Here is an 11,942-nt window from a genome sequence, read left to right as displayed (position 1 = left end):
AGTTCACGTGTAAAAACATAGAGCCTTATAGTTTCTTAAACTCCATTACTAATCGGATGATTAGCTACATATCGGCTTTGTCCTGAGTCGATAACTTCTTTAATCTTTCCTACATCTTCAAGATAATCTAACTGTCCTACCGTTTCTGACATCGTTAAACCAAACTGATGCTTATAGTGTTTAGGAAATAAGAATTGGCAAATTTCAAATGGTGTTGCCGGTTTTTGACGGATAAATTCAAACACTTTATTTGCGCGTTTTTCTTGTTTGGCCAAACGATCAATAATTAAAGGTTGATGTCCAGAGAAAACCTCTCCATGCCCTGGTAATATCTCAGAGAAATTATAGTCCAATACTTTTTGCATTGATTCCCGGTAACGAATTAATGGTTTCGGACGAACCTCACCTTGATTAACTGGCGGTTCCAATAATGGATTTGATGAAATATGCTTTAACAGGAAATCACCAGCTAAAAATACTTGAGAGTTAGGATTATAAAAAGATAAATGACTCTCGGCATGACCTGGAGTTTCAAGAGTTACAAAATCCCCAAATCCTGGAATTTTATCTCCTTCATGTAATATGTGGGTTAATTCACTTGGTGTCGATAACTTCAGAGTGTATTTCAAAGCTTTTTCGATATCCTGAAATTCTTCCGGAACACCCCACTGATCATATAGGTTGTTGAAAAAAGTTAAGTACTGATTCATGAAATCTTGATCTCTAGTCAACCAAAGATTCACTAACTCGTGGCCGTACACACGGTCCACGTGATCTAAACGACCAACTAATCCAATGTGGTCTGGATGATGGTGTGTTAATACGATTTGGTCAATGTCTTTAGGTTGCAGGTTAATTTCTTTTAATCCTTCACAAAAAGCTTCCCATGCTTCCTTAGTGTGAACCCCTGCATCCACTAAAGTAATTAATTCGTCTTTTACAATATATACATGAACATCTCCAACAGCATAAGGAGTCGGAATTGTAATCTGATGTATACCCGTTTCTGTCATGTTATAGCCTCCGTAAACTGAATGGTTATTCATTTAATTATACTACAAAAATAAATTTTTATCACATAAGATTTAATCTGACTTTAAAAACGCCTCACGAATCGCCATAGATAAAACTGATGGCAACTCTTCAAAGGAATAATTCATTTCTAATCTTTCAGTCCATTGATGAGCATCTTTTCCTAATGGCCCGATATTAATTGACGGAACTTCCAGGTCGGTTTTTAAGCTATCTAAAAATGACAGACCCAAACGTTCTAATGGCATATTTTTACTTAGTTCATCAATATTACTTTGTTTATGAGGGTCATTTCCAATAAAGCTTAGGTCAGAAATCCCATTGAAATAATTAATTGTTTTAGCCTCTAAATTAAACTCTTCCTTCATATAGTCAGATACTCTTTCACACAGACCCGTAACGAGCTGATTTGTTCGACTAGATACAGAAGGATAATAAGGAGGACTATAAAACATAACCATCATTGGTGCTAAATCCTTACATAAATAAGCTAATTCTTGAACGATTAATGTGCCAAAGTCCCGGTCTCCTTGCTCTCTATCATGTAATAATAAATTGAGGCGTCTTTGTACTTCATGCTGTCCATAACGGTTAACCGCTTCTTCATATAGTTGGTCATAATCTAAAATCGAAACCTCAAACTCAACAGACTCCCTTTCGTCACCTGCCACTTCTGAGAAGTATGATGATTGTCTAATCATGTGTTGTTCAATTTGTGATTTAGTTTTCTCCATTATTTGATATAGTTTTTGTGAAATTTGCTGTACTGATTGCTCCATCATGAGAACATTATACATAGAAACAGCGGTTACAGGAGTTTGAACTGAATAACGATCCTTTAAATCTCTATTCATTAAACTAATTGGCGGTGGTACTACCTCATCCCCAACTTTCTCCATTAATGTTTCATTTAATTCTAAGTTGGTATTTAAATAACTGATCATTAAATTAGCATTTAATCCATGAAAAGGTTCCCCTACGTGTGTCTCCTTTCCGTAGCAAAGAAATCCAGGAAGAATTTTGCCTAATGAACCTGAGTATAAATACATATTTGGGTCATTAGGGTATTGACGAAACATAGGTTCACTATTCATACATAAAATATACTCAAGGTCTTCTTGTTCTTTTATATGATTTAAAGTTGAAATTGCTTTTAGCATGCCAGCTGAATTAACTTCTTCATCAGGAACAGCTAACAAAATTATATTTCCGTCCCATTCTCCATTAATAGCTCTCTCAAGCATCGACATATGTAATGTTGTTCCAGCTTTCATGTCCATTGAACCACGACCGAATAGCCAATCGCCATTAGATTCTAAATCAGCTTGAACCTCATCAGGCAGCTTGTGCTTCTGTTGATTAAATTCTTCGGTTAATTCTAATGGGTGAAACGCTAAATTACTAAATGAACCATAATCTTCAATATCAACCACATCAATATGACTCAATAAGATAATGGTCTTCTTAGTCGGTTTCTGACTTTTGACTAATGCTGTAAGTAATTGACGTCCATCATCTAATGCATCTGTCTTTAAATGATGAGGGTTTTCTTGAAAATAAGCTTCTGACTTTAACAAATGATAAAGATATTCGACAACTGCAATTTCATCATCACTTCCTGAGATACTCTTATATTGTAATAAGTTACATAGTAGCGACTTTAACTCTGATTTTGTTTGCCATTTCATCATAAAACCCCTCCATTATGTACTCTAAGTTATATAGTTATTGACTTTTAAAATGTTTTACACCACAATCATAACAGAAATAACAGGATTTAACGGTTATTTATCGTAATATTTATTATAGAGGTATAGTGCAGAGAAAGAGGTGGCCATCATTACGACGAAAATATTCGCCCACCGAGGCGCAAGTAAGTATGCACCTGAAAATACATTACCCGCTTTTGAGATTGCACATGAAATAGGTGTTGATGGAATTGAATTGGATGTTCAATTAACAAAAGATATGATCCCAGTCATTATTCATGATGAGAATATTAGACGTACAACGAATGGAACAGGATTTGTTCAAAACTATACATTAGAAGAATTACAAGAATATGATGCAGGCTACTGGTTCTCTAAAAGATATATACATACTCCTATTATGTCACTTAAGGAATTTTTTCAATGGGTGGATGATAAAAATCTTTTAGTAAATATTGAACTAAAAACAAATGTTATAGAATATCCCTCAATTGAAAAACGTGTGATGGATTTGATTTATGAACATAACATGCTTGATCGCACCATTATATCTAGTTTTAACCCTCAAACGATTAAACGAGTGCGAGAGATTGATGAAAATATTGAATTAGCCTGGTTAACAAAGATTCAGGTTAGAAAAATTGAAGAGTTTATAGAAGAGATTGGAGCCAATGCTGTTCATATTAAATCACGTTTACTATCCTCTAAAATGGTGAAATGTATGTTAGAGGAGCATATCCCTTTTCGTGTTTACACAGTTAATCGCGTGAGCTTAATGCGAAAATGTGTCACAATGGAAGCAGATGGGATATTTTCGGATATACCAGACGTTATGCAACTACATTTGAATAGTTAGGATAGGGGTTATAAAAATGAACACTAAATTATTTGAACCAATAACTTTTAAAAATATGACTCTTAAGAACAGGATTGTCATGTCACCTATGTGTATGTATTCCTGTTTTAAACAAGATGGTCAAGTAACTCCATTTCATATTACACATTATGAAAGCCGTGCTGCAGGACAAGCTGGTCTTGTTATGTTAGAAGCATCAGCTGTCCTGCCTGAAGGACGAATCTCTCCAGAAGATCTAGGAATTTGGTCAGACGATCAAATAGAAGGATTAAAATACGTCAATGATCGTATTCATGCACATGATTCTAAAAGTGGCATTCAATTGGCACACGCAGGAAGAAAAGCGATGGTTGATGGTGAAATCTATGCACCAAGTGCGATCCCCTTTAAAGAAGATATGAAGACACCAACAGAAATGACAGACGAAGATATTAATCGTACCATTCAAGCCTTCAAAGAAGCCGCAAGACGTGCTAAGGAAGCGAATTTTGATATGGTTGAGATTCATGGTGCACATGGTTATTTAATTAATGAGTTTTTATCACCATTAACGAATAAGCGTACAGATTATTACGGTGGTTCACGAGAAAATCGCTACCGTTTCTTATCAGAAATTATTGAATCAGTGAAAACTGAATTTGATGGTCCTATTTTTGTTAGAATTTCAGCTGCTGAGTATCATGATGAAGGTAATAATATTGACGATTTCATTTATTTTTCCAAACAAATGAAACAACAAGGAATTGAACTTATTGATTGTAGTTCAGGTGGAGTCGTTGCTGTACCAATCAAGACATTCCCAGGCTACCAGGTCACTTACGCAGAGACAATCAAGCATGAAGCTGACATACCAACAGGAGCTGTTGGTCAAATTACAACTGGTATTCAGGCTGAAGAGATCCTTCAAAATCATCGAGCAGATTTAATTTTTGTTGCTCGTGCTTTCTTATCCAATCCGTATTGGCCAAAACAGGTTGCAGATGAACTAGGTTATGACCTAGAAGGTCCGAAGCATTATACAAGAGGCTGGTAGATTACAAATAGGAGGATTATGGACAGTGGAATTAACTTTTTTAGGGACAGGTTCAGGTGTTCCATCTAAAAAAAGAAATGTATCATCCATCGCTCTTTCTATGCTGCAAGAACGAGATGAAGTTTGGATGTTTGATTGTGGTGAAGCTACACAACATCAAATATTACATTCAACCATTAAACCACGTAAAATATCCAAAATTTTTATAACTCACATGCATGGGGATCATATTTATGGGTTGCCAGGATTACTAAGCAGCCGGTCTTTTCAGGAAGGAACTAGCGCAGTTGAAATCTATGGACCTCCTCGCCTGAAGGAATTTATCGAATTGAGTTTAAGAGTAAGTGAAACTAAGTTAAAATATAACCTGATTTTTAGAAGTTTAGATCAAAATGTTTTATTCGAAGACGACCACTTAACGGTAAAGGTTACAAAACTAAAACATGGACTGCCATCGTATGGATATATTATTGAGGAAAAAGAGTCAATTGGACACTTATTGCCTGATAAACTAAAAGCTCTTGGTATCAAACCTGGACCTATCTATCAGGATATTAAGAACAATGAATCCATTACATTAAAAGATGGAACTAAGGTTAATCGTTCTGATGTGACAGGTCCTCCTATCCCAGGAAAGAAAATATCGATACTAGGAGATACTCAGGCAACTGATACAGTTATACCTTTTATAGAAGGTTCGGATGTTTTGGTACATGAAGGAACGTTCATAGAAAATGATCAAGAACTTGCACAAAAGTATTATCACTCAACAGGAAATGAAGCTGCTGAGATCGCTAAAAAAGCAGATGTCAAAAAGTTAATATTGACGCATTTATCTTCAAGATATCACTCAGATGATTTATCACAAGAACTTGAAAAACTGAAAGAAATATTTCCTAAAACATTTTATGCTGAAGATTTAACCACATATCAAATTTAATTTGGAGGGGTGACTTATGACAGAAATTAAAGAACTTGTAAAAAATCAAAAAATGATGTATCGAGCAGGAAAAACAATGACATATACTTATAGGATTCACCAACTCCAAAAGCTCAAAGAGATGATTAATAGATATGAGCCTAGAATTTACGAATCACTCAACAAAGACCTAAATAAATCAACGTATGAGGTATTAGCAACTGAGTTAGGTTTCCTACAGCAAGAAGTGAATCACGCCATAAAGTATTTAAAAGAATGGATGCAACCCAAAAAAGTGAAAACGCCAACGTCTCATAAAGGCGCGAAAAGCTTTATTTATAAGCAACCTTATGGTGTTACATTAATTATTGGGCCTTGGAACTACCCTTTACATTTAGCCATTGCCCCACTCATCGGTGCTATTGCAGCTGGTAATACAGCGGTGATCAAACCATCGGAGCTTACACCTTATACAAGTGAATTAATTGAAGAAATGATTCAAGAGACATTTGAAGAAAAATATATTACTGTGGTTCAAGGCGATAAGGATGTTAGCCAAGAATTACTTGAACAACCGTTTGACTATATTTTCTTCACCGGCAGTGTACCTGTTGGAAAAATTGTGATGGAAAAAGCTAGCCAACAGCTAATCCCAGTCACCTTAGAGCTTGGTGGTAAAAGTCCATGTATTGTAGATCGTGATGCGAAATTAGAGGTCGCTGCTCGTCGTATTACATGGGGTAAATTTGTTAATGCAGGTCAAACTTGTGTCGCACCAGATTATGTACTAGTACATGAAGATGTTAAACAACAGTTCACCGAACATCTTAAACGAGAGATTGAAAAAATGTATACAGCTAACCCTATGGAAAGTGGCGACTATTCCAAAATCGTTAACGACAACCACTTTGATCGCCTAACAAGTTATTTAGACGAGGGAGACATTATTTACGGTGGCCAAACTGATCGCACCAACCGCTTAATTAACCCAACCATTATTGAGAAAGTTGATTGGGATTCAAAAATTATGCAAGATGAAATCTTTGGTCCGCTTCTACCTATTTTGACGTTTAATCAATTAGAAGAAGTTTATGATCATGTTGAACACTCTCGTAATCCATTAGCACTCTATTACTTCTCTGAAAATGAGAAAAATCAAGAATGGATTACGAAAAATATTTCCTTCGGTGGCGGTTGCATTAATGATACGATGATGCACCTTGGTAATAACCAACTACCGTTTGGTGGTATTGGAACAAGCGGGATTGGGCAGTATCATGGAAAATACAGCTTCGAAACTTTTACACATGAAAAGAGTGTGTTAAAACAAACGACATCTTTTGATTTAGCATTCCGCTATCCAAACTCTAAAATGGGACGTAACATCTTAAAGAAATTATTTAAATAAAAAAGACCAAGGGAGTTGGATTAATCCATCTCCCTTTTACTCTTTGATTTTCCAAAGCTTTTCTTGATCTTGTTTTAAATCCTCAAGAAAATGAGCTAAGTTATCTCGCGTTATCCATTCTCTTCCCCATACATCCTCATTACTCAGCATTGTTCCCACAAGCCAAATTCTTCTTACGGTAATAAATAGAGGTAAACTATCTATATCCTCTTTAGATAACTGTCTTTGTGATAAATAACCTTCTAAAAATGCACTCCAACATTCCGCTTCAACTTTTGGGTAGTTATTCTTTAAGTTCCACCAAAATACAGCCACATCATAAGCCCGATAACCTAAACCACAACAATCAAAATCAAATACTTCTAAATTGTTTCCCGATATGTGCATATTGAAATTGTGGTAATCTCCATGGCAAAAACCATACTCTAGATTTTTACTCTTAAGTTCTTGTTTAATCTTATCTGCAATATTGTCTAAGAAATCTACTTTTTCTTTACCAAATAAACTTTCAATGACCGGGGAGATAACTTTAAGCGGCTCATCGATCAGGTGATAAAAATCGAGTTCATAACTTCTCTTCTGTTCAGTTTTAAATGAATCTGTACAGTTATGGATCGAACCAAGAGATTGACCTATTAATCTACAGTTTTCTTTGTTTATTTCCGGTCTTTCACCCTCAGAATATGTAAATAAAACACCATACCTTTCTCCTTCAGGTACATTTATACGAGTTAACCAAGTATCCTGTTTTGTTTTAAGTGGATAAGATATGTGTTGATTCTTCTCTTTCATGTGGCTCAACGCTTCTATTTCAAATAATATATCGGATTCATTTCTCCAATTAAGGCGATAAACTCTAAATATATAATTGGTTTTATTAGTTGAAATCAAATATGTATCATTTAATCCCCTTGCAAGAAGCTTACAACTAACCATTTCTGATAAGTCATAGTTTTGCATTAGTGTTATTATTGATTCTTCTGGAATTAAGGTGTTTTTAATTGTATGAGTCAATTCACTCTTCCCCTTTTATATAGTGTTTATGTCTTCAGATATCCAATTGACTGCGTCCACTAAATCATCTGCAACGTAATTAGGCTCAACATTTTCCCATGTATGACGATATGTGGTCAATGAGCCTTCTCCCCAACCAGTTTTAACTAAAACCTTTTTCGTACCTGCTATATGAGCTGCTAACATATCAGAACTACCTGTATCTCCTACTACATAGCACTCATTAAGATTCATACCGTATTTTTCCTGAGCTTTTAACAATAGCCCTATATTTGGCTTCTGACAGTCACAACCATCGTCCGGCTTGTGTGGACAATAAAATATATCATCCAAATGAGCTCCATACTTTTCCAATTCCTTTTTCAGCAATTGAAACCCTTGCAAAAGTTCATTTTCTGTAAAATAACCACGGCCAACTCTAGTTTGATTTGTGAAGAGAAACACTTTTACCCCTATATCGTTCAAGGTTTTAATCGCTTTAGGTGCATAATCATACATCGAAAACTGAAAAGGATGCATGCCACCTCCTGTACCACCAATTGTTCCATCACGATCTAAAAACACAGCCTTGATTTTAAACCACCTCACAAATAAATTATCTAAACACTATACTCAGCAAGTATTGGTTTTATTTTCTTTACGCCTTTATCAACCGATGTCTCAATATAGCCAACTATTTGTTCAAACGTAAACACGTTAAGTTTCTCATTTTTAACTTCCTCACCGTACTCCATATCGCCTAATACATAAGTAATAAATTCCTCAACATCACGAATCTTAACCTCTTCTAAGTCAAGCATACTGTATTCCTTGCCCAATGCTTCTATCAATTCATCTCTGAAACCATAATATTCTAATAGCTTACCATTTAATAAACGAAAATCATTATGATATAAATTAAATACTTCCTCATTATTTTCCATTCTATTTTTTAACCAGGGTTGATAAAAACCCTGTAGCCATAGATCATCAGCAATGAGGTGTGTGTAATAGCCTAATATGTAATGGTTATCTGAATGAGATTTATATTTTTCCAAGAATCCGTCATAATCAATTTCCCTAGAATAGTTTTCTAAATCACCTATAAAGTAATGCGACGGACCTTTTGGAGCTACTGCATCTGGAGCAATACCTCCAAGTAATAATTCAGTTCGTTCTTCCATTGAGAGACTTTCAGCAATTCTATTCGCAATAATTAAATGCATCATTCTCGATCCCATAACCTTCCTCACCTTTCTATTAAATAAAATAAAGTTAGTTAAGTATTTATTTTTAACATAATATTCCAACAATTCATCATTTTTTAAAAAACTAAACACAATCAAAAGTAGATTGCCTTTAGATTTTTGTTTTCAATTCAACTTCTAAACATTCTAGTTTATTGTGAGACAATAATTCATCTATTAACTCTTTATTTCCGCCTACAAGAGAAAAGTCGGAGTCATAATCCGTATGTATACACCAACTTTTATCTTCTGCCCACCAATACGTTGGAGAACCGACACCCAAAAAATCCCCCATATGATACGTCGATAATACATCATCAAGGTTTCCATAATATAAAAGTCCATGTTCAAATTCTTGAAAGTCGTGGAACTCATTGATTATTTTTAAAACATCATATTGGAAATAACATTGCTCCTGATTCGTTAAAGGCTTTAATACCGAGAATAATTCTTGAAGGGTATTTTCATCTGTAGTCCCTTCATCACCCAAGATCAAGTATCGCGGGTATCCACCTAGTTTATTGGCGATTGATGAGGAATTAATCTCTTTTGAATAATTTAAATTATACTTTTCAGCTAAAGCTTTAAAAGTTAATCTTTCTCCATAGTTAAAATAGAATGGTTCATTAGGATCGCATTCATTCCATAAAATAGTTTCATCTTTGATGTTCTTGTCACGGTAGACTGGGTGCAAGATTTTACAATAGTGACTATATCTATTGGGCAGAATATTAAAAACTCTACACCCTTCACCACTATCAAAATTTAAACTAACTGTTTCCTCTTTAATCCATTGGAATTCTTCTAAACTTTTTAGATTTAACATCTCCTCACCTCACTTATGCAAAAGCAAAAAATAAACTATTTTTATTTTAAATACTTTCCATATTCATCTACATCATTAGGGCTAATTCCTGTAGTCTTTATAGATTCACGTTGAACACCTTCGTTACATGTCTTACAAACATATAATTTTGATTTGCCTGATTTTATTTTATTATATTGTTTATCCTTAAAATCAATGATGTACTCTTTTTTACAAGTCATACATGTAACTTCCATCTCTTCACTCCTAATTTAAATTTACCTATAAGTTAAAAACCTTTATAAAACAATATTAACATAATATTCCAACAGCACCCAGAAAGTTATTTAACTATTATAATAATTTGAGAAATTCATCCAAAACGAATGAAAAAACTTAATAAAACAATAATAGGAGAGAAATTTATTTTGGAAGGAGCAATATAATTTGAAGAAATTATTAGCGATAATGTTAACTTTATCATTTATGCTACTCATGACACCCAGCACAATAAGTATCAAAGCACAAACGCAGGAAGAGTGCTTAAGTCAAACTGAGGTGACATTTAAAAATGATTTCAGGAGACTTTGGATAGACCATGTATTGTGGACAAGTAATTACATCACAAGTGCAACCACAGCCGGATCTGAAGATCAAAAACAAGTACTAGCAAGACTTCTCAGAAACCAGGAGGATATAGGGAATGCTATTAAGCCTTTATACGGTGAGGAAGCTGGGAATAAACTCACAGAATTGCTTAAAGAACATATAGTTATTGCTGGCAAAATCGTTGAGGCTGCATTAAATAAAAAAGAAGACAAAATAGAACAGCTAAACAAAGAATGGTATAGAAATGCTGATGATATTGTAGTTTTCCTTAGTGGAGCAAATCCAAATTTAAAAAGTGAAGATTTAAAAGAATTACTATATATACATTTGGAATTAGTAACAGATGATTTAGTAGCAAGCTTAGATAAAGAATGGGATGATAGAATCGTTGCGATTGATGACGGGCTCACACATATAATTATAATGGCAGATGCTATTTCCCAAGGGGTTATAAAGCAGTTCCCCGAAAAGTTTAATCAGTAACCTTGTTAAGCTTCAGCTCAATGCTGAAGCTTTTTAGATTCAACCAGCTTGATAGCTTATTGACTTAACCACCATTTTAACCCTCTATTTATAGTGCCAATTATCCATTCATTTTTCTCTAATATGAAATGACTTACAATCATTGAAAGAAGAAAAGCTATAGTTGGTGAATCTGTGTTAAATATATTAGCAACAATTATAAAAAGTATGATTGAAGTAATAATAAGAGCTAATAAATAAGAAACTCCTTTTTCCATAGTAATCCCCCATTTGCATTTACTGATCTTGAATCAAATCGTGACTATCTAATAATAAACTATCTTTGACCATATTTACTTGCTCAATCATATGACCAATGTTTCCTTCACCAGCATACTGGTACATATCAAAAAAGTCATTATTTAAATCCGACCAATACAAAACATTCTCATCACCCGAAACACTTACCTCTCTCTTTAATCTACCAACATAAACTTCAACGTAACAATTTTGAAGATAATATTTAAAGTCCATTAAGTGATGAAGGTTGACATCCTCTTTAGATATGCTTGTTTCCTCAGCTAGTTCTCTGTAAGCAGATTCAATACCTGACTCTCCAACCTCGATTTTTCCTCCGACCAAATTACTTAATCCTCTATAAGGATTCTTTAATCGTTTGCACATTAGCAATTGATCCATATCTTTATTATAAATCATTAAAACATTATACCCTTGCACACAATCACTCCCCCACAATATTTTTGCCTATTTATTAAAATGCTTTCAATAAGTAATAAGAAGCTGGTCTTCAAAAATCTAAATATGTCTATATTAAAGCACCATACAAAGGTATCAACAATATGATTGTT

The 11,942-nt window shown here is 34.2% G+C and carries 14 protein-coding genes; 5 read left to right on the top strand and 9 right to left on the bottom strand.

The window, feature by feature from the left end; genetic code table 11:
* Nucleotides 1–35 precede the first annotated feature (35 nt).
* Together E3U55_RS03525 and E3U55_RS03520 are read right to left on the bottom strand one after the other, a co-directional pair.
* Nucleotides 36–1,013 carry an MBL fold metallo-hydrolase gene (locus E3U55_RS03525; RefSeq protein WP_134338955.1) on the bottom strand — a complete coding sequence of 326 codons (978 nt, stop codon included), beginning with the start codon at nt 1,011–1,013 and terminating at the stop codon, nt 36–38.
* A gap of 72 nt (nt 1,014–1,085) precedes the next feature.
* Nucleotides 1,086–2,723, bottom strand: a complete 1,638-nt coding sequence (locus E3U55_RS03520; RefSeq protein ID WP_323740397.1) for a M20/M25/M40 family metallo-hydrolase — start codon at nt 2,721–2,723, stop codon at nt 1,086–1,088.
* Nucleotides 2,724–2,862: 139 nt separating this feature from the next.
* On the opposite strand from E3U55_RS03520, the gene E3U55_RS03515 reads away from it, so the two are divergent.
* Genes E3U55_RS03515 through E3U55_RS03500 form a run of 4 tightly spaced genes read left to right on the top strand, consistent with a single transcriptional unit; the run spans nt 2,863 to nt 6,957 of the window.
* On the top strand, nt 2,863–3,597 hold the full coding sequence (locus E3U55_RS03515; RefSeq protein ID WP_228547461.1) for a glycerophosphodiester phosphodiesterase: 735 nt from the start codon (nt 2,863–2,865) through the stop codon (nt 3,595–3,597).
* Between the two features lie 16 nt (nt 3,598–3,613).
* On the top strand, nt 3,614–4,630 hold the full coding sequence (gene namA / locus E3U55_RS03510) for an NADPH dehydrogenase NamA (RefSeq protein ID WP_134338954.1): 1,017 nt from the start codon (nt 3,614–3,616) through the stop codon (nt 4,628–4,630).
* Nucleotides 4,631–4,655: 25 nt separating this feature from the next.
* Complete coding sequence (gene rnz / locus E3U55_RS03505; RefSeq protein ID WP_134338953.1) at nt 4,656–5,570, top strand: ribonuclease Z; 915 nt, start codon at nt 4,656–4,658, stop codon at nt 5,568–5,570.
* A 16-nt stretch (nt 5,571–5,586) separates the two neighbouring features.
* Nucleotides 5,587–6,957 (top strand): aldehyde dehydrogenase, encoded by a 1,371-nt coding sequence (locus E3U55_RS03500; protein WP_134338952.1) that lies wholly within the window; start codon nt 5,587–5,589, stop codon nt 6,955–6,957.
* 36 nt (nt 6,958–6,993) lie between these two features.
* Here E3U55_RS03500 and E3U55_RS03495 read toward each other — a convergent pair whose 3' ends face one another.
* From E3U55_RS03495 to E3U55_RS03475, 5 genes are all read right to left on the bottom strand, one after another.
* On the bottom strand, nt 6,994–7,971 hold the full coding sequence (locus E3U55_RS03495; protein WP_134338951.1) for a phosphotransferase: 978 nt from the start codon (nt 7,969–7,971) through the stop codon (nt 6,994–6,996).
* Nucleotides 7,972–7,986: 15 nt separating this feature from the next.
* Nucleotides 7,987–8,559 (bottom strand): D-glycero-alpha-D-manno-heptose-1,7-bisphosphate 7-phosphatase, encoded by a 573-nt coding sequence (locus E3U55_RS03490; RefSeq protein WP_228547460.1) that lies wholly within the window; start codon nt 8,557–8,559, stop codon nt 7,987–7,989.
* Between the two features lie 11 nt (nt 8,560–8,570).
* Nucleotides 8,571–9,191, bottom strand: a complete 621-nt coding sequence (locus tag E3U55_RS03485; RefSeq protein ID WP_134338950.1) for a zinc dependent phospholipase C family protein — start codon at nt 9,189–9,191, stop codon at nt 8,571–8,573.
* 118 nt (nt 9,192–9,309) lie between these two features.
* A complete protein-coding gene (locus E3U55_RS03480) occupies nt 9,310–10,023 on the bottom strand; it encodes a hypothetical protein (RefSeq protein WP_134338949.1) in 714 nt (237 codons plus the stop codon).
* A gap of 41 nt (nt 10,024–10,064) precedes the next feature.
* Nucleotides 10,065–10,259 (bottom strand): DUF2197 domain-containing protein, encoded by a 195-nt coding sequence (locus tag E3U55_RS03475; RefSeq protein ID WP_134338948.1) that lies wholly within the window; start codon nt 10,257–10,259, stop codon nt 10,065–10,067.
* Between the two features lie 190 nt (nt 10,260–10,449).
* On the opposite strand from E3U55_RS03475, the gene E3U55_RS03470 reads away from it, so the two are divergent.
* A complete protein-coding gene (locus tag E3U55_RS03470) occupies nt 10,450–11,094 on the top strand; it encodes a glycosyltransferase (protein ID WP_134338947.1) in 645 nt (214 codons plus the stop codon).
* Between the two features lie 56 nt (nt 11,095–11,150).
* On the opposite strand, the gene E3U55_RS03465 is transcribed toward E3U55_RS03470, so the two are convergent.
* Nucleotides 11,151–11,351, bottom strand: a complete 201-nt coding sequence (locus E3U55_RS03465; RefSeq protein WP_134338946.1) for a short-chain dehydrogenase — start codon at nt 11,349–11,351, stop codon at nt 11,151–11,153.
* 19 nt (nt 11,352–11,370) lie between these two features.
* Entirely contained in the window at nt 11,371–11,811 is a 441-nt protein-coding gene (locus tag E3U55_RS03460; protein ID WP_134338945.1) for an NUDIX hydrolase, read from the bottom strand.
* Nucleotides 11,812–11,942: the final 131 nt, after the last annotated feature.

Origin of the sequence: Filobacillus milosensis, from assembly GCF_004402015.1 — a bacterium.
Classification (GTDB): domain Bacteria; phylum Bacillota; class Bacilli; order Bacillales; family Alkalibacillaceae; genus Filobacillus; species Filobacillus milosensis.
Note: the sequence above shows the minus strand (reverse complement) of the source record. Positions and strands in the feature narration are given on the sequence as shown.

What these genes read in the sequence shown, in the direction of transcription:
- E3U55_RS03525 (WP_134338955.1), bottom strand. Translation starts at nt 1,013, where the DNA reads ATGACAGAAACGGGTATACATCAGATTACAATTCCGACTCCTTATGCT.
- E3U55_RS03520 (WP_323740397.1), bottom strand. Translation starts at nt 2,723, where the DNA reads ATGATGAAATGGCAAACAAAATCAGAGTTAAAGTCGCTACTATGTAAC.
- namA (WP_134338954.1), top strand. Translation starts at nt 3,614, where the DNA reads ATGAACACTAAATTATTTGAACCAATAACTTTTAAAAATATGACTCTT.
- E3U55_RS03500 (WP_134338952.1), top strand. Translation starts at nt 5,587, where the DNA reads ATGACAGAAATTAAAGAACTTGTAAAAAATCAAAAAATGATGTATCGA.
- E3U55_RS03485 (WP_134338950.1), bottom strand. Translation starts at nt 9,191, where the DNA reads ATGGGATCGAGAATGATGCATTTAATTATTGCGAATAGAATTGCTGAA.
- E3U55_RS03480 (WP_134338949.1), bottom strand. Translation starts at nt 10,023, where the DNA reads ATGTTAAATCTAAAAAGTTTAGAAGAATTCCAATGGATTAAAGAGGAA.
- E3U55_RS03475 (WP_134338948.1), bottom strand. Translation starts at nt 10,259, where the DNA reads ATGGAAGTTACATGTATGACTTGTAAAAAAGAGTACATCATTGATTTT.
- E3U55_RS03465 (WP_134338946.1), bottom strand. Translation starts at nt 11,351, where the DNA reads ATGGAAAAAGGAGTTTCTTATTTATTAGCTCTTATTATTACTTCAATC.